The organism is Achromobacter sp. JCM 18799 (assembly GCF_055395645.1).
Genome location: NZ_AP043866.1, coordinates 4,297,217 through 4,313,694 on the forward strand (window position 1 = coordinate 4,297,217; position 16,478 = coordinate 4,313,694).

Consider the following 16,478-nt stretch of genomic DNA (forward strand, 5'->3'; position numbering starts at 1 on the left):
AATCGTAGGTCTGCCCGCAGAACGGCAGTAGATCCGCGGAGGGGACCATGATGTTGCCGCGACGGCAACAATCGTCAACGCGCGCTGACGGCCATGCCGGGCGTCAGGATCGCGGCTCGACCCCGAGCTGCTTCATGGCCCGGCCGATGGCCTGGGGCGCGTAATCGTCCCAAGGCTCGTTGCCCGCATCCAGGCGGGTGTGGATGTTGGCGATGGTCCATTGCGCCGACCCTTTCAGCCCCGCCAGTTCGTCCCAGCGGACGGGTACGGACACGCCCAGGCCGGGCCGGGCGCGGGCCGACCAGGCCGCCACCGTCGTGGCGCCGAAGCCGTTGCGCAGGTAATCGGCGAAAATCTTGCCCACACGGTTCTTGGGACCGCTCTTGGCGACGAACAGCTTCGGCAGCGTTTGCGCCAGATGGCGCACCATGGCTTCGGAAAAGTCCTTCACGGCGTCCCAGCCGTATTGCTTGCGGATCGGCACGACCACATGCAGGCCCTTGCCGCCGCTGGTCTTCAGCCAGCCGCGCAGGCCTAACTCCTGCAGCAGCACGCGCACCAGTTCCGCGCCCTGCTGCACCGCAGGCCAATCCACCCCTGCTCCTGGGTCCAGGTCGAACACCATCCGGTCCGGCTTGCCGATCGCGGTCTTGAGCGCATTCCACGTGTGGAACTCCACGACGTTCAGCTGGGCGGCGGCGAGTATCGCCGCTACGTTCGATATTTCCATGAGCGGCGGATGCCCCGGGTACAGGCGTTCAGGCAGCGCAAGCACCCCCGGGATGGAGGACTCCGAATGCCGCTGGAAGAAATGCTCGCCCTCGATCCCCGCGGGCGCCCTGACGAACGAAACCGGGCGGCCGCGCAGGTGCGGCATCATCAGCGGCGCCACCAGCGCGTAGTAGCGCGCCAGGTCGAGCTTGGTCGCGCCTGAAGAGGGATCGATGACGCGATCGGGATTGGACAGCTTCATCCCCTTCGCAGACGTTTCAGCGCCCGCTTTTATGGGTTTGGCGGGGTGATTGCGGGTGGATATCTTTTCAGCCGGCATGGCAACCTCGCGCGTGATCTTCTTGGGTGGTTTGTCAGTCCGCAGCCCGCGGAAGGTCGAATGGCGTACATGGCCGTCGCCAGTCCATTCTCCGAACGAAACCTCACCTACCAGCGTAGGCTGGACCCAGTGGACCTGCTTGAGGGCGCGCGGCTTGCCTTGGGTCAACGCGCTGGCTTTTTGTTCGATGCCGGCCAGCTTACGATGCAGGTCCTGCAGCGTCTTGTCGTCGAACCCTGTGCCCACGTTGCCGGCGTAGCGCAGCCCGCCATCCGGCTCATGCACCGCCAGCAGCAGCGCGCCGAAGCCCTTGCGGCTGCCCTTGGGCTCGGTGTAACCCACGATGACGAACTCCTGGCGTCTGGTGCACTTGATTTTGATCCAGTCGTCCGTGCGGCGCGACACGTAGGGCGCGGACAGCCGCTTGCCGATGATGCCCTCCAGGCCCAGCTTGCAGGCCGAAGCGACCAGGTCTGCCGCCGGCTTGTCGAAGGCCTCGCTGAACTTCACGTGCTTGCCCTGGCTCGTGGCGATGATCCGCCGCAGCAGATCCCGCCGCAGCCTGAGCGGCTCGTCGCGCAGATCGCGCCCCGTGACGTAAGGCAGGTCAAACGCATAGAAGACGATGTCCGCCGTACTGGCGGCATCGAAGGCGTTCTGCAAGGCCTGAAAGCTGGGTACGCCTTCGCGCGTCAGCACCACGATCTCGCCGTCGATCCAGGCATTGGCGATCTGCAGCGCCGCCAGCTCCTGGGCCAGGCGCGGCATCCTGGCCGTCCAGTCGTGGCCGTTGCGCGTGTACAGCTTCACGCTGCCGTCGTCCAGCCTGGCCAGGATCCGGTAGCCGTCGAACTTCATTTCGTAGGACCAGTCGTCCGCGCCCCGCGGCACGCCCTCGACCAGGGTGGCCAGCTGAGGTTTGAGCGATGCAGGCAGGGCGGCGGCCTTGCCCGGTAACGCTGCCACGGCTGCTGCCGCCTTCGCGGCGCGGATTGGCGGTTCGCTGCGCGCAGTCGCCGCCTTCTTCTTGCGCAACGGCACCACGCTGTCCGGTAGCTCGTCCACCACGCTGAAATCCCGCTCAGGCCGCGCGTACTCGTCGCTTTCCTTGATCAGCAGCCAGGGCGGCTGGCGCTCGCCCTCTTTGCCCTTCATGCGGATCAGCGCCCAGCGCCCGCGCATCTTCACGCCTTCGAGCGTGAACTTCAGATGGCCAGCCTTATATGCCTTCCGGGGATCGCCGATCGGAGTCCAGCGCCCCTCGTCCCAGATGATCACCTTGCCGGCGCCATACTGTCCCTCGGGGATGGTGCCTTCGAACTGGTTGTATGCGATGGGATGGTCTTCGACCTGCACCGCCATGCGTTTGATGGAAGGATCGAACGACGGCCCCTTCGGCACTGCCCAGCTTTTCATCGCGCCGTCCAGTTCCAGGCGGAAGTCATAGTGCAGGCGGCTGGCCCAGTGTTTTTGAATCACGAATGCCAGGCCTTCACCGCCAGAATCGCCGCCGTCCGCAGGTTCGGGCGTGACGGCGAAATTGCGCTTCTCGCGATATTTCTTCAGGCTGTCTGCCATCGCTAGGCCGCCTTTTTCGCCTGCCTGGCGCTCTTGGCCGCCTTCTTCGCGGGCGCCTTCTTCACGGCGGCGCTGCGCGGCGCGGCTTTCTTCGCGGGCCTGGCATCGGCTTTGGCACGCCCCTTGGACGCCCCGCCGCGCAGGCTGCGCTGCAGCAGCTCGGTCAGATCGATCACGTTATCCGCATACGCCGGCGCTTCCTCCTGCGGCTCGACCACGGTTTCCGTCTTGCCCGCCTTTACCTTCTTTTCCACCAGCCCCATGATGGCCGCCTTGAATTCGTCCTGGTAATCGGCCGGGTTCCACTGCGCCGACATCTCGTCCACGAGCATCTTGGCCATCTTCAATTCGGCCGCGCTGGGCGACATGCTCTTGGCACCGGCCTTGGGCAGATCCAGGTCCTCCACGGACTTCACGTCGTCGCCCCAGCGCATCAGGTTCAGGACCAGCGCGTCTCCCATCGGAATCAAGGCCGCCAGATGCTGCTTGGTCTGGATCACGACCTTGGCAATGCCGATCTTGCCGCTTTTCACCAGCGTGTCGCGCAGCAGCGCGTAGACCTTTTGCCCCTTGTTGATCGGAGCAACGTAATAGGGACGTTCCAGATACACGAACGAGACTTCGGACGCCTCCACGAATTGCTGGATTTCGATGGTCTGGGTGGTGCGCGGATAGGCTGCCGCGATTTCATCGGGCGAGATGATGACGTACTGGCCGTCCTCGTACTCGACCCCTTTGACGATGTCCTTGGATTCGATCTCCTTGCCCGTGCGCTTGTTGATGCGCTTGTAGCCAACCGGGTCCATCGACCGGCGGTCCAGCCAGTCGAAATCCACGCCCGATTCCGTCGTGGCGGTATGCAGGCCCACGGGAATGTGGACCAGGCCGAAGGTGATCGCGCCCTTCCAGATGGTTCGCGTGGCCATGAGCATTCTCCCAGAAGATGGGCGCGCGGCCTCGCCTGCGGGCCCAAACAAGCCGCCAGGGCTGTGCGGAGTAGGCTGAGCAGCAAATTCCGTGCCTGGGGCTTCGGCTTCGACCGTCCCGTTGTCTCTGGATTATGGCCTCATGGCGGCATGGCTGGGAACCATGCCGCCTGATCCCGCGTTCAACGATAGAAGCTCGCCTTGGTCACGGACGTGGCATTCACGCGCCCGCCTTGCGGCCCGGGAACCCCCGGTTTCTTGCCATTTGCGCCGCCGCTGACCGCCTGGATTTCCTCGGCGCTCAAGGGGCGGATCTGATCCCCGGCAGTCTGCTGCCGGTTCGTTTGCTCCGTTTTCTTCATGTCCTGCTCCTGCTGTGCTGACGAAGGAAGCCGCGCCAGCGTCGGCCAAGCCTCAGCGGACGGACCGCGCTGGCCTCCTGGCCCGAAGGACCGGAACACCGACGCGCCGGCCGTCGAACGGCCCGACGCGGACAGTAGCAGTGGAGCCGCAGCGCCGAATCGGTCTTTGGTCGTAGGCACGCAAACGATCCGTCTCCCGTCCCGGCCGGCGCGAAACCGCGCCGGTCAGACCGCCGGATTTCCGTCCCTACGACTAAAGACCGATGCGCCTGCACTGGTGCGCTGCTACTGTCCGCCCCGAGCATGCCAGTGTTTGGGAGCTTGGCTTCCCGTTTGCAGCGCATCGCGACGGGCGCCTCGTTTCGGACGATGCTCGGCCGACGCTGGCGCGGCTTCCTTCGTCAGCACGCAGCAGGAGATAGAGATGGAAAAAACTGAACAACCCGATCCGCAGCGCGACGCGGAACAACAGATCAGACCCTTGAGCGCCGAAGAAACCCAGGCGGTCAGCGGCGGCTGGGGACCGAACCGTAACACCATCACCTTTGCCCCCCAGAAAGGCAGCTTCCCCGCCGGCAAGACGGTTTACATGCCGAAGTAGTCAGTCGGAATCCCGGCCGCATCGGACGGATGCCCCGGCTGACATCCGATTTCATGGCGCGGCGGCGCGTTCGCCGCGGTTTTTTTCCACCATGCCGGCCGGCTTTTGCTCACCACGCTTTCCTGGGCTGCCTCCAACGCCGTGACGCTCTATCGCAAACAGGCGCTTGCCGCACAACGCTCCGTCGGGCTGGGCGATATCGTCCTGATCCGGCCGGTGTCGTTCGCACTGGTCACCGCCGTGCTGGCGGGTTTCGTGCTGGCCGTCTGTCTCTTACTTGCCCTTGGCTCGTACACCAAACGCGCGACCGTGAGCGGCCAGCTGGCGCCCGACACCGGGCTCATCAAGCTTTACGTGCCGCAGGCCGGCATCGTGCTGGAACGCCGGGTCCTGGAAGGCCAGCATGTCGCCGCTGGCGAGGTGCTCTACGTGGTGTCGGGCGATCAGCAAAGCGCCCTGGGCGAAACCCAGGAGGCGATCAGCGGCCAGATCCGGCAGCGCGAAGAAAGCCTGCGGCTGGCACGCCAGAAGACGCTATTGCTGCAGCAGGGCGAACACGACAACCAGGCCACGGTAATCGCCAGCCTGAAGGCCCAGCTGGCCGCCATGGACAGCCAGATCGAGGGGCAGCGCGCCCGCATCAAATTGGCCGAAGACAGCGCGCGCCGCTATCACGGCCTGATGGAAAAAGGCTATCTGTCCGCCGAGGAAGCCGACCAGAAGCGCGCCGAACTGCTGGAACAGCGCAATCAGCTGCAGGCGCTGCTGCGCGACCGCATCGGGCTGGCCATGGACCTGTCCAACCGCCAGGCCGCGCTGGCGGACCTGTCGTTGCGGCAACAGAACCAGCTGGCGCAGCTGGACCGGGACATGGCCGACATTGCCGTGGACCTCAGCCGCAGCGAAGCCAGGCGCCGCGTCGTCATCTCCGCCCCCCAGGCGGGCATCGCGACCGCCGTCACCGCCGCGGCGGGCCAGGCCGTGGACGCCAAGCGGCCGCTGGCCACCATCGTCCCCGACGGCGCCCGCCTGCAGGCCGAACTGCTGGCGCCCAGCCGCGCCGTCGGCTTCGTCGCGCCCGGCGACCAGGTGCTCATGCGTTTCGCGGCCTACCCGTATCAGACCTTCGGACAGCAGTCCGGCGTGGTCCGGACCGTGACGCGCACCGCCTTGCCCGAATGGCAATTGAATGAAGCCGCCGCGAATGGCGATGTGCAGGAGGATCTGTACCGGATCACGGTGTCGCTGGATACCCCTGCGCGCGGCCCCCACGGAGAGGCGCTGGCGCTGCGGCCCGGCATGCGGCTGGAAGCGGACATCCTGCAGCAGACGCGCCGCCTGTACCAATGGGCGTTCGATCCCGCCCAGCGGCTGTCGGGGAAACTATGAACATGCTCGAACGCCTGACGCTGGGAGTCAAACGGCGCGTGCCCAGGCTGCTGCAGACCGAGGCCGCCGAATGCGGCCTGGCCTGCGTGGGCATGATCGCGGGCTATCACGGCCATGAGCAAAGCCTGGCCACCCTGCGCGGCCGCTTTCCCGTATCGCTCAAGGGCGCGACGCTGGCCACCCTGATCCACGTCGCCAGCCAGCTAGGATTGGCGTCGCGGCCGGTCAAGGTCAGCCTGGGCGCCTTGGGCAAGCTGAAACTGCCCTGCATCCTGCATTGGGAGTTCAATCACTTCGTGGTGCTGACGGCCATCAACGGCCGCTCGGCCACGCTGATCGATCCTGCCAGCGGCACGCGCAAATGCTCCATCGGCGAACTGTCCGCATCGTTCACCGGAGTCGCGCTGGAACTCTGGCCCACGCCCGATTTCCAGGAGGTCCGGGATCACAAGCGCGTGCGGCTGCGCGAGCTGACCGGCAGGGTTTCCGGCCTGGGCGGCGCGTTCTCGCAGGTGCTGCTGCTGGCGCTGGCGCTGGAAATCCTCACCGTGGTCCAGCCGTTCTTCCTGCAATGGGTGGTGGACCATGTGCTGAACACCGGGGACCGGGATCTGCTGACCACGCTGGCGCTGGCCTTCGGACTGCTGATGATCATGAAGCAGCTGACTTCGGTGGCGCGCAGCTGGATGCTGATGGTCATGGGAACCACGCTGAACCTGCAATGGCGCACCAACGTCTTCACGCATCTGCTGCGCCTGCCGGTGGCTTACTTCGAGAAGCGGCACCTGGGCGACGTGGTGTCGCGCTTCGGCGCCATCGACGCCATACAGCGCACCGTGACGACGTCCTTCCTGGAGGCGTTGCTGGACGGCCTGGTCATGCTGATCACGCTGGTGCTGATGTTCCTGTACAGCCCGCCCCTGGCATGGATCGCGGTGGGCGCCATGGCGTTGTACGGACTGGCCCGCTGGTCCGGCTATGCGCCGCTGCATTACGCCACCGAAGAGCACATCGTGCACGCCGCCAAGGAGCAATCGCATTTCCTGGAAACCGTGCGGGGCGTCAAGGCGATCAAGCTGTTCCAGCATCAGGACGACCGGCGCTCCCGCTGGCTGTCGCTGTTGGTCAACGAGATCAACGCCGACCTGCGCGTGCAGAAATGGACGCTGTTCTTCCGCACGTTCAACGGCTTGCTGTTCGGCCTGTCCTCCATCGCGATACTGTGGCTGGGCGCAAGACTGGTGCTGGACGGCCAGTTCACCGTGGGCGCCCTGCTCGCCTTCATCGTCTACAAGACCTTGTTCGACCAGCGCGTGGCGGCGCTGCTGGACAAGCTGGTGGAGGTGAAGATGCTGCGGCTGCAAGGCGAACGCCTGGCCGACATCGTGCGCGAGACACCCGAGCCGGTCGACGAAAGGTTGCCAGTGCAGGATGAGCACCCGCGCTCGCCCGTCATCGAAGTCCGCAATCTGCGCTTCCGGTACGGGCCGCAGGAACCGTATGTGCTGGACGACATCAGCTTCAGGATCGAGCCAGGCGAGTCGGTCGCGATCACCGGGCCTTCCGGCGGCGGCAAGACCACTTTGATCAACATCCTGCTGGGCGTCCTGACGCCGACCGACGGTGAAGTGCTGATAGACGGAGTGCCGGCGCGAGGCGCGGGCGCGGCCGCCCTGCGCCGAATCGCCGGCACGGTATTGCAGGACGACGTCCTCTTCGCCGGATCCATCGGCGAGAACATCAGCTTCTTCGATCCGCAATACGACCCTGACCGCGCCAGCCGCTGCGCCGCAATCGCCACGATCCACGACGACATCAGCGCCATGCCCATGGGCTACAACACGCTGGTGGGAGACATGGGCACGGTGCTGTCGGGCGGCCAGAAGCAGCGGGTGCTGCTGGCGCGGGCGCTGTACAAGCAGCCCGCCATCCTGTTCCTGGACGAGGCCACCAGCCACCTGGACCTTGAGCGCGAACGGATCGTCAACACGGCCATCGCCAGGCTCGACATGACGCGGGTGATCGTGGCGCACCGGCCCGACACGATCGCGGCGGCCGGACGCGAGATCTCGCTCGTGGCCGGCAAGGTCGCCAGCGACAGCGGACAGCCGCCTAGACCGGCTTCCCGAACACGCCGCCGCGCCGCGCCACTAGCGTCGCCTGCGTACGATTGAGCACGCCCAGCGTGCCCAGGATGGCCGACACGTGCGTCTTGACGGTCTTCTCGGTCATGTTCAGCCGTTCCGAGATTTCCTTGTTGCGCAGCCCGTCGCACATCAGGCACAGCACCTCGACCTGGCGCGGCGTCAGCGCGCGCAGCAAGGCCGCTTCGTCCTGGTCACCTGCGGACAACGCGCTGCGCTGCGGTGGCGCCGCCTCGCTGACCGCTTCCAGCGCGGCGGCCAGCTCCTGGCAGCTGGCGGACTTGTTCAGGAAGCCCTGCGCGCCAGCTTCCAGCGCCCGGCGCATGTCATCGGGATCTTGCGAGGCCGACAGCACCAGGATGCGCAGCTGCGATCGGCGCTGACGCAAGCGTTTGAGCAGGTCGGCCCCGGCCATGTCGGGCAGATAGAAATCCATGATGACGTGCTGGATCGCGGTATGCCGGTCCAACACCTCCAGCGCTTCCTGGCCGCTGGCCGCGGGATGGATCGTCAAGCCGGGCACGCCCTGGCCCAACGCCATCACCAGCGCTTCGCGGAACATGGCGTGGTCGTCAACCAATAACACTGCCGTCATTCGGCATCTCCGGTAAGGGACGCAGCCGCTCTGGCATGCAGCAGGCCCGTCACGTGCTCGCGCAGGGCCTGGACTTGCACGGGCTTGTGCAAGAGCGGCACGCCGCGCTCGGCGGCTTCCGTCAGGCGCGCCGGATCGGTGTCGCCGCTGACCAGCAAGGCAGGCAGATCGGGATCGTTGTATTCCTCGCGCAGCCTTTCGATCACGTGGATGCCGGTCTCGTGTTCGCGCAGCCGGTAATCGGTGACGATCAGGGCAGGCGTCTCGGCCAGCGGCAGCACGCGCTCGAACAGCGCGTTGCCGCTGGTCGCGGCGATGACGCGGCAGCCCCAGCTTTCGAACAGCATGGACAGGCCCGCCAGGTTCTGCGCGTCGTCGTCCACCAGCAACGCCAGCTTGCCGCGCAGGTTGTCTTCGCTTGCAGGCGCCCGTGGCAGTCCTACATTGGCATCCGTGATCGAAAGGCCTGCCGCGGCCGGATCCGACAGCGGCGCCGTGACCGTGAAAACCGTGCTGCGGCCTTCTTCCGAGCGCAGCGCCAGTTCGTGGGCCAGCAGCCTGGCGGTGCGGCGCACGATGGCCAGGCCCAACCCCAGGCCCTTGCTGCGGTCGCGCTCGGGATTGGCCAGTTGATGGAACTCCCAGAAGACGCGCTCCTGTTCGGCCTTCGGGATCCCCGGGCCGTTGTCCCAGACCTCGATGCGCAATCGGCTTCCGCGCCTGCGGCAGCCCACCAGGACGCGGCCGCCGTCGGAGTGCACGATGGCATTGCTGATCAGGTTGCGCAGCATGCGCTCCAGCAGCACGGGATCCGAACGCACGCTGGCCGCGCACGCGCGCACCCGCAGCCGTATCCCCTTCTCGCCCGCCTGCGGCGCGTACTCGGCCTTTAGCTGGTCCAGCAGCGGCTGCATCCTGAACGTCTCGAAACGAGGCTCGATGACGCCGGCGTCCAGCCGCGACAGGTTCAGCAAGGCGTCGAACAGATGGCCCATCGCCGACAGCGCGCTGGTGATGTTATCGACCAGATAGCGTCCGTGCCGGGACAAGGGCTCGTTGGCCAGCAGGCCCAGGAACAGGTTCACCGCGTGCACGGGCTGGCGCAGGTCGTGGCTGGCCGCCGCCAGAAAGCGGGACTTCTCCAGGTCGCTGCGTTCGGCGGCTATCTTCTCCTGGCGCACCTGTTCCAGCAGCGCCAGGTTCTCATAACCCAGCCGCAAGGCGTCCAGGTGAGTGCGGTTCATGCGATGGATGAAGGCCAGGGTCGCGATCAGATATGCGAGACCGCCCGTCACCAGCGCCAGATGGATGGCGGAAGGCTGCGCCGCCAGCGCGATGAACATCGGTGCGAAGGCCGGCACCTCGAACGCGTACATCACCGGCAGCATCATGTAGTTCGAATAGATGGCGCCGGTGCCCAGTCCGAACAGGATGACGATGAAGAACAGCTGGTATTCCAGCGGGACGAAAAAGGTCCAATAGGCGAACGGCAAGCCCCACAGAATGCCGGAACACAGGTTGCCGGCCAGCATCCGGCGCACCCAGCGCTGCGCCGCCGACGGATCGGTGCGATGGCGGTCGTAGGCCACCACTGCGGCCCAGCGCAGCGCGCCCACCATCAGCGTGGCGCCCAGCCATAGGAGGATCTCGTGCTGGGGCAGCACGCCGACCAAGGCGAATGCGGAAAAACAGGCGCTGATCAGCGACCCGGCCAGGGCGAACGGAAAGCTTCGGCGCAATGCGTCGACCTGCACCTGATGGATGCGGGCGGCATAGGACGAACTTGGCGGCGCGGAAGCGGAAGTCTGACCGATGGCGGGCTGCAATGGCGTGGGATGTTACGTGCGAGGGACCTGCCGCTTGCGCAGGCACGGATCGAAACGTGTGCGGATTTTAGACCGATCGTGTGGATTTCCACAGGGTTCTCGCGCATTTCTGGCGGCCTTGACATTCCAACGTTGGTAAGCCCCAGGCTTCTCTCACGCCACTACGCCTTCCTTTGAACAGGGAGACGTCCTTGAACAGGAATCAGATATGCCCAAGATCACCGTACTCCCACACGCAGAACTGGCGCCCGAAGGCGCCGAGCTGGAGGTGCAGGCCGGCGCCACGATCTGCGAGGCCTTGCTGGCCAACGGCATTGCAATAGAACATGCATGCGACATGAGTGCCGCCTGCACCACCTGCCATTGCATCGTGCGCAAGGGTTTCGAATCCTTGAACGAAGCGAATGAGTCCGAAGAGGATCAGCTCGACCGCGCCTGGGGGTTGGAAGCGCAGTCCCGCCTGAGCTGTCAGGCGATCGTCGCGGAGGAAGACCTTACCGTCGCCATTCCCAAGTACACGATCAACCATGCCAAGGAGGAGCACTAGGAACCTTGCGGCCGAAGCGCCGCGCGCCCTATCGGCCGCCTGCTTCGTAAAGATCCCACGCCTGCCTGGCGCTCGCGTTGTCGTGGATCATGGCCATCAGCGCCCGCACCACTGAGGACGGATCGGCGTGCTGGTAGACATTGCGACCATACACCAGCCCCACCGCGCCTTCATCCAGCAATTCGCGCGACCGCTCGAAGACCTGGCGCAGGTCTTCGCGGCCGCCGCCGCGCACCAGCACCGGGCAGCGCGCCGCCTGCACCACGCGATGGAAATCGCGCGTGGCGGTGGTGGGGTCGGCCTTGACGATATCGGCGCCCATTTCACGCGCCAGCCTGACCAGCGTGACGATCTTCTCGGCGTCGCCATCGACCATGTAGCCGCCGCGCGCGGAGTGCGGGGCCATGACCAGGGGTTCGATCATCAGCGGCATGCCGTAGCGGTCGCAGTCCGCGCGGACTCGCGCGATGTTGGCGACGCATTGGCGAAACAGGTCGGGTTCGTCCGGCAGCATGAACAGGTTGACCACCACGCAGGCCGCGTCCATCTGAACCGCAGGCAGCACCGGGTCCTGCTCGTTCTGCAGCACGGCCCACATGACGCGATGGACCGTGGCGTTGTAGGGGTTGCCCATGTCCAGGCGCATGACCAGCGCGGGCTTGTCCCGGCCTGGACGCTGCTGCAGCAGGTCGGCCTGGCCGTAGTTCAGCTGGATGGCGTCGGGCCGCGCCGCGGCCAGCTGTTCCATCACGGCCGGCATGTCCTCCAGTCCGGACAGGAAGCTGGGTTCATTGCAAACGCCGTGGTCGACGGCGATGTCCAGGCAACGGCCGCCGTTCAGCAGCCGGTTCAGACGCGCTTCTTTTCTGTGCAGCATGGGAATTCCTTGTTCAATCCAGTGTTTGCAGGTGGCGCCCGGCCGCCTGGTCGATGGCGCCGAGGTCTTCAGGCGAGAGTTCCAGCGCGGCGGCGCCGGCGTTCTGCATGGCCTGCTGCGGCGTGCGGGCGCCGCACAGCGCCACGGACACGCCGCCTGGGCGCGTGGTCCAGGCGATCATCAGCTGCGAAGCCGAGCAGTCCAGCCGCTGGCGCAGCGGCTCCAGTTCCGCGAAGAAGCCTTGCAGCCGGCTGCGGTTGGCGACGCTGAAGCGGGGGTTGCCGGCACGCTGGTCGTCGCCGGTAAAGCGGCGTTGCGGATCGATGGGGCCCGCCAGCAGGCCGAGCGCCAGCGAGGAGTACCCGAGGATGCCGACGTTGTGGCGGCGGCACAGCGGCATCAGCGTGGCTTCGATCTCGCGGTCGATCAGGCTGTAGCGTTCCTGGATGGCGTCGACCGGGCCATGGCGCAGGTATTCCGTCAAGGTGCCGGGATCCACGTTGCTGACGCCGATGGCGCGGATCTTGCCTTGCCGCTTCAGATCCAACAGGGCGTCCATGGTCTCGGCGACGGGCGTGCCGGCGTCCTGCCAATGGGTGATGTAGAGGTCGATATAGTCCGTCTGCAGCCGCGCCAGGCTTTGCTCCACTTCGTGGAAGATGGAGGCGCGGCCCAGGTGGCGGTGCACGGCCTGGCCTTCCTCGTCGAAGAAATGCTCGCCTTGGCGGGTGTGCCAGACCAGTCCGCATTTGGTGGCGATGACGGCTTGCTGGCGGCGCCCCTTGAGGGCCTGGCCGACCAGGCTTTCGGCATGCCCCAGGCCATAGGCAGGCGCGGTGTCGATGAGCCGCACCCCCGCGTCGAGGGACGCCTGGATGGCGGCAATGGCGGCCGCGTCGTCCCCGCCGCCCCACATCCAGCCGCCCATGGCCCAGGTACCCAGGCCGACGGATTCGCAGACGATGCCGGACGCGCCCAGTGTTGTAGTCTTCATCGGGAAACCTTTTTGACGTTCATGAGATGGTCGACGGTGACGGCGCCCAGCAGGATCAGCCCCTTCACGACGTCTTGCCAGTACGGCGACACGTCTAGCAGGATGAGCGAGCTGGTAACGACCGACAGCAGGGCCAGGCCCAACACCGCGCCCAGCACGGTGCCCGAACCGCCCTTGAGGCTGGCGCCGCCGATCACAACCGCCGCGATGACGTTGAGTTCCATGCCCACGCCGAAGTTGGGCGTGGCAGCGCCGAAGCGGGCCGTGTAGACCACGCCGGCGACGCCGGCCAAGGTCGAGCACAGCACCGTGACCCAGAACTTCACGCGGCCGGTGCGGATGCCGGCATAGAGCGCCGCCTTTTCATTGCTGCCGGTGTAGAACACCTTGCGCAACAAGGAGGCGCGGCGCAACGCGAAGTCGCTGACGACGACGATGGCTGCGAAGATCAGGATGACGGCGGGTATGCCCGCGATGGATCCCTGCCCGATGAACTTGAACTGCGGGGGCAATGAGAACAGCGATTGCGGCGTACCCTGGGTAATTGCCAGGCACAGGCCGCGCACGATCACCATGAACGCCAGCGACGCGATGAAATGGCTGAGGCCGATGCGCGTGACGCAGCTGCCGATAAGCGCGCCCACCATCGTGCAGACGGCGATCGCGGCCAGGCTCGCGGTCCATGGGTCCAGCCCCAGCAGGAAGAGCTTGCCGGTGATGACCATGGCCAGGCAGACCACCGAGCCCACCGACAAGTCGATGCCGCCGACGATGACCAGAATGGTCATGCCGACCACCACGATGCCTTCGATGGAAAACGACAGCAGCATGGCGCGCACGTTTTCCCAAGTCAGGAAATGCGGCGATGCGAAACTCATGACGACGCACAACGCGGCGATGATCAGCAGCAGTCCCGCTTCGCGGAAGCTGCCCAGCCGGCGCCCTGGGCGGGGCTCCGTCGGCAGGCCGGCGGCGGGAGGCATCAGGACCGCTTGCGCCGCCGGCTGGGTTTTCAGGTCGCTCGTCATGTGGCCTCCTCGGCGGTCAGGCCCGAGGCCAGCCGCAGCAGTTTTTCTTCCGTCATCTCGCTTGCCGCCAGTTCTCCGGCGAGCCTGCCGTTGCGTATGACCAGGGCCCGGTCGCATAGCCCGATGATCTCCGGCAGCTCGGACGAGATCACCACCACGCCCACGCCCTGATTGGCCAGGTCGCGCAGCAGGTGATGGATCTCGGATTTGGCGCCGACGTCCACGCCGCGCGTCGGTTCGTCCATCAGCAGCACCGAGGGGCGGGTCGCCAGCAGTTTGGCGATGGCCACCTTCTGCTGGTTGCCGCCCGACAGGCAACTGGCATCGATCGCCACGCCGTCCGACTTGAGCCTGAGCCGGGCGCCCAGCTCGACGGCCAGGCTGCGTTCCGCCGTGCGTTTGAGCAGGCCGAAGCGCGAGCTGATGCGGCGCAGCGCCATCGAAGACACGTTCTGCTCGATCGGCATGTCCAGGAACAGGCCGGCGGCCTTGCGGTCTTCGCTCAGGTAGGCGATGCCGTGGCGCAGGGCATCGGCGTAGCGGCGCAGCCGCAGGGGCTGGCCGCGCAGCCGCACGGCGCCTCGCCGCGCGCGCCGCAGGCCGCACACGGTTTCGGCCAGCTCGCTGCGGCCCGCGCCCATCAGGCCGGAGATGCCCAGGATTTCGCCCCGGCGCAGCGTGAACGAGATGCCGTGGACGGCGGCGCCATCGGCGAGGTCCTCGACTTCCAGCAGGGTCTCGGCCGGCGCATCGCCAGCCGCCTGCCGGGGCGGGTAATAGTTGCCCAGGTCGCGGCCCACCATGCAGCGCACCAGCGCATCCGGAGAAAGCGCCGCAATATCGGCGCTGTGCACGTCGCGGCCGTCCCGCAACACCGTGACGCGGCCGCAGTGCTCGAAGATCTCGGCCATGCGGTGACTGATGTAGACGATGCCGATGCCCTGGGCCTTGAGGTCATGCAATACGCGGAACAGCGCCACGGACTCCACTTCCGTCAACGCGGCGGTGGGTTCGTCCAGGATCAGCACCTTGCAGTCCAGCGTCAAGGCGCGGGCGATCTCGACCAACTGCTGGCTGGATATGCCCAGCGCATCGACCCGCAAGCCCGGATCGATGTCCTGGCCCAGCCGCCGCAGCACGGCCGCGGCGCGCTCTTGCAGGCCGGCATAGTCCATCCAGGCCTGCGCGCCGGCGCTGATCATGGGCATGAAGATGTTCTCGGCCACGGTCGCGTCGCCGCAGAGCGAGATTTCCTGGTGGACCAGGCCGATGCCCAGGCGCATCGCATGGGCCGGCCCATTGATGACCACGCGCTCGCCTTCCAGGTAGATGTCGCCGCTGTCCGGCTGATGGATGCCGTCGATGATCTTCATCAGCGTCGACTTGCCAGCGCCGTTCTCGCCGCACAAGGCATGGATTTCGCCCCGGCGCAGCGTGAAGCGCACGTCGGCCAGGGCTTTGGACGCGCCGAACTGCTTGCTGATGCCTTGCAGTTCCAGCAGCGCTGCGGGCGCCTTCATTCGTTGATGCCCTTGGTGCCGCGACGCGCCAGGTACTTGTCCCAATAGAAGTCGTCGGCGTTCGCCTTGCTGACGATGGACAGGCCGTTGTCCAGGAACGGCACGGCCATGGGGTTGGTGCCGTTGCGCTTGGCGTCGTTCATCGGGTCGATCAGTTGCTGGTTGCGCGCCAGGAACAGCAGCATCATGCCCATGTAGCCCTGCACGCCCTGGTTCGGGTTGACGGAGCCGAAGACCTCGCCCGACTTGATCATGTCCAGGATCTTGGCGTTCACGTCGCAGCACAGGACCTTGATATTCTTCTTGGTCTCGATGGAGGCCTGCGCCGCGCCCAGCGCCGAATTGGCTTCAGGCATGAACAGCGCGCCCAGGCCGGGGTTGGCCTGCGCCAGGCTCAGCGTGGCCTGGTATGCCTTGTTCGGATCCTGGTTGCTGGCCGCGCGGCCCACCAGCTTCATGCCGGGGTGCTGGGTCTTCATGCGATTGATGAAGGCGGCGACGCGGCGGTCATGGTTGTCCTGGCCGGGGTTTTCCAGCACCGCGTACTCGCCCTTGCCATTGAGCGAGGCCGCAATGGCGTCGGCGGCCTGCGCGCCTTCGCGGTCGTTGTCGGACGTGACAAACGACACGCGCTTGGAATTGGGCGAGTCGGCCGCGAAGGTCACCACCGGAATGCCCATGGCCGCGGCGCGGTTGATGGGTTCGATGAAGGGGTCGGGGTTCATGGGATGCAGCAGGATGCCGGCCGGCTTGCGCGCCAGTTCCTGCTCGAACGAGGCCAGCTGCTTGTTGACGTCGTATTCGGGCGTGCCCGAATAGCGGGTGCGCACGCCGAGCGAATGGCCCAGTTGTTTCATCATTTCGTAGACAGGAAACCAGTACTCCACCCCGGACACCATCACGTTCATCACGTAGACATCGTTGGCGTTGCCGCGCAGCCCGGGGGCTTGCGGGGTGTTCTGCGCAAAGGCGTTGGCGCTCGCCAGGCCGGCGCCCGCCGCCGCTACGGTCTTCAAGAAATCTCGTCTCATGTTCCGCTC

General features: G+C 66.1%; 14 protein-coding genes. 4 read left to right on the plus strand and 10 right to left on the minus strand.

The window, feature by feature from the left end; genetic code table 11:
- Positions 1–103: 103 nt before the first annotated feature.
- The 3 genes from ligD to ACZ5YA_RS20245 form a co-directional block, all read right to left on the minus strand.
- A complete protein-coding gene (gene ligD / locus ACZ5YA_RS20235) occupies positions 104–2,629 on the minus strand; it encodes a DNA ligase D (RefSeq protein ID WP_464091143.1) in 2,526 nt (841 codons plus the stop codon).
- A gap of 2 nt (positions 2,630–2,631) precedes the next feature.
- Positions 2,632–3,555 carry a non-homologous end joining protein Ku gene (ku, locus tag ACZ5YA_RS20240; RefSeq protein WP_059377389.1) on the minus strand — a complete coding sequence of 308 codons (924 nt, stop codon included), beginning with the start codon at positions 3,553–3,555 and terminating at the stop codon, positions 2,632–2,634.
- Positions 3,556–3,737: 182 nt separating this feature from the next.
- Positions 3,738–3,917, minus strand: coding sequence for a hypothetical protein (locus ACZ5YA_RS20245; RefSeq protein ID WP_059377386.1), 180 nt, complete (start codon positions 3,915–3,917; stop codon positions 3,738–3,740).
- 424 nt (positions 3,918–4,341) lie between these two features.
- On the opposite strand from ACZ5YA_RS20245, the gene ACZ5YA_RS20250 reads away from it, so the two are divergent.
- From ACZ5YA_RS20250 to ACZ5YA_RS20260, 3 genes are all read left to right on the plus strand, one after another.
- Positions 4,342–4,518, plus strand: a complete 177-nt coding sequence (locus ACZ5YA_RS20250) for a hypothetical protein (RefSeq protein WP_165867897.1) — start codon at positions 4,342–4,344, stop codon at positions 4,516–4,518.
- A gap of 105 nt (positions 4,519–4,623) precedes the next feature.
- Positions 4,624–5,907 (plus strand): HlyD family secretion protein, encoded by a 1,284-nt coding sequence (locus ACZ5YA_RS20255; RefSeq protein ID WP_464091144.1) that lies wholly within the window; start codon positions 4,624–4,626, stop codon positions 5,905–5,907.
- Positions 5,904–8,081, plus strand: a complete 2,178-nt coding sequence (locus tag ACZ5YA_RS20260) for a peptidase domain-containing ABC transporter (RefSeq protein ID WP_464091145.1) — start codon at positions 5,904–5,906, stop codon at positions 8,079–8,081. The genes ACZ5YA_RS20255 and ACZ5YA_RS20260 overlap by 4 nt, the downstream gene beginning before the upstream one ends.
- Here ACZ5YA_RS20260 and ACZ5YA_RS20265 read toward each other — a convergent pair.
- Together ACZ5YA_RS20265 and ACZ5YA_RS20270 are read right to left on the minus strand one after the other, a co-directional pair.
- Positions 8,020–8,646, minus strand: a complete 627-nt coding sequence (locus ACZ5YA_RS20265; protein ID WP_118933440.1) for a response regulator transcription factor — start codon at positions 8,644–8,646, stop codon at positions 8,020–8,022. The genes ACZ5YA_RS20260 and ACZ5YA_RS20265 overlap by 62 nt on opposite strands.
- The gene (locus tag ACZ5YA_RS20270) at positions 8,643–10,472 is read right to left on the minus strand and encodes an ATP-binding response regulator (RefSeq protein WP_118933439.1); all 1,830 of its coding nucleotides are present in this window, start codon (positions 10,470–10,472) and stop codon (positions 8,643–8,645) included. Before ACZ5YA_RS20270 ends, ACZ5YA_RS20265 begins: the two co-directional genes overlap by 4 nt.
- Positions 10,473–10,680: 208 nt before the next feature.
- Here ACZ5YA_RS20270 and fdx point away from each other — a divergent pair, with 208 nt between their 5' ends.
- Positions 10,681–11,019, plus strand: coding sequence for an ISC system 2Fe-2S type ferredoxin (gene fdx / locus ACZ5YA_RS20275; RefSeq protein WP_118933438.1), 339 nt, complete (start codon positions 10,681–10,683; stop codon positions 11,017–11,019).
- A gap of 28 nt (positions 11,020–11,047) precedes the next feature.
- On the opposite strand, the gene ACZ5YA_RS20280 is transcribed toward fdx, so the two are convergent.
- From ACZ5YA_RS20280 to ACZ5YA_RS20300, 5 genes are read right to left on the minus strand one after another with little or no spacing between them, the layout of a single operon-like run.
- Positions 11,048–11,896, minus strand: a complete 849-nt coding sequence (locus ACZ5YA_RS20280) for a class I fructose-bisphosphate aldolase (RefSeq protein ID WP_118933437.1) — start codon at positions 11,894–11,896, stop codon at positions 11,048–11,050.
- 13 nt (positions 11,897–11,909) lie between these two features.
- Positions 11,910–12,890 (minus strand): aldo/keto reductase, encoded by a 981-nt coding sequence (locus ACZ5YA_RS20285; RefSeq protein WP_280015250.1) that lies wholly within the window; start codon positions 12,888–12,890, stop codon positions 11,910–11,912.
- Entirely contained in the window at positions 12,887–13,873 is a 987-nt protein-coding gene (locus tag ACZ5YA_RS20290) for an ABC transporter permease (RefSeq protein WP_464092865.1), read from the minus strand. Before ACZ5YA_RS20290 ends, ACZ5YA_RS20285 begins: the two co-directional genes overlap by 4 nt.
- A 41-nt stretch (positions 13,874–13,914) precedes the next feature.
- Positions 13,915–15,438, minus strand: coding sequence for a sugar ABC transporter ATP-binding protein (locus ACZ5YA_RS20295; RefSeq protein ID WP_464091146.1), 1,524 nt, complete (start codon positions 15,436–15,438; stop codon positions 13,915–13,917).
- Positions 15,435–16,469, minus strand: a complete 1,035-nt coding sequence (locus ACZ5YA_RS20300) for a substrate-binding domain-containing protein (protein WP_059377361.1) — start codon at positions 16,467–16,469, stop codon at positions 15,435–15,437. Before ACZ5YA_RS20300 ends, ACZ5YA_RS20295 begins: the two co-directional genes overlap by 4 nt.
- Positions 16,470–16,478: the final 9 nt, after the last annotated feature.

Coding starts and splice junctions, on each gene's coding strand:
- ligD (WP_464091143.1), bottom strand. CDS start 2,629: ATGGCAGACAGCCTGAAGAAATATCGCGAGAAGCGCAATTTCGCCGTC.
- ku (WP_059377389.1), bottom strand. CDS start 3,555: ATGGCCACGCGAACCATCTGGAAGGGCGCGATCACCTTCGGCCTGGTC.
- ACZ5YA_RS20245 (WP_059377386.1), bottom strand. CDS start 3,917: ATGAAGAAAACGGAGCAAACGAACCGGCAGCAGACTGCCGGGGATCAG.
- ACZ5YA_RS20250 (WP_165867897.1), top strand. CDS start 4,342: ATGGAAAAAACTGAACAACCCGATCCGCAGCGCGACGCGGAACAACAG.
- ACZ5YA_RS20260 (WP_464091145.1), top strand. CDS start 5,904: ATGAACATGCTCGAACGCCTGACGCTGGGAGTCAAACGGCGCGTGCCC.
- ACZ5YA_RS20265 (WP_118933440.1), bottom strand. CDS start 8,646: ATGACGGCAGTGTTATTGGTTGACGACCACGCCATGTTCCGCGAAGCG.
- fdx (WP_118933438.1), top strand. CDS start 10,681: ATGCCCAAGATCACCGTACTCCCACACGCAGAACTGGCGCCCGAAGGC.
- ACZ5YA_RS20280 (WP_118933437.1), bottom strand. CDS start 11,896: ATGCTGCACAGAAAAGAAGCGCGTCTGAACCGGCTGCTGAACGGCGGC.
- ACZ5YA_RS20285 (WP_280015250.1), bottom strand. CDS start 12,890: ATGAAGACTACAACACTGGGCGCGTCCGGCATCGTCTGCGAATCCGTC.
- ACZ5YA_RS20290 (WP_464092865.1), bottom strand. CDS start 13,873: ATGCCTCCCGCCGCCGGCCTGCCGACGGAGCCCCGCCCAGGGCGCCGG.
- ACZ5YA_RS20295 (WP_464091146.1), bottom strand. CDS start 15,438: ATGAAGGCGCCCGCAGCGCTGCTGGAACTGCAAGGCATCAGCAAGCAG.
- ACZ5YA_RS20300 (WP_059377361.1), bottom strand. CDS start 16,469: ATGAGACGAGATTTCTTGAAGACCGTAGCGGCGGCGGGCGCCGGCCTG.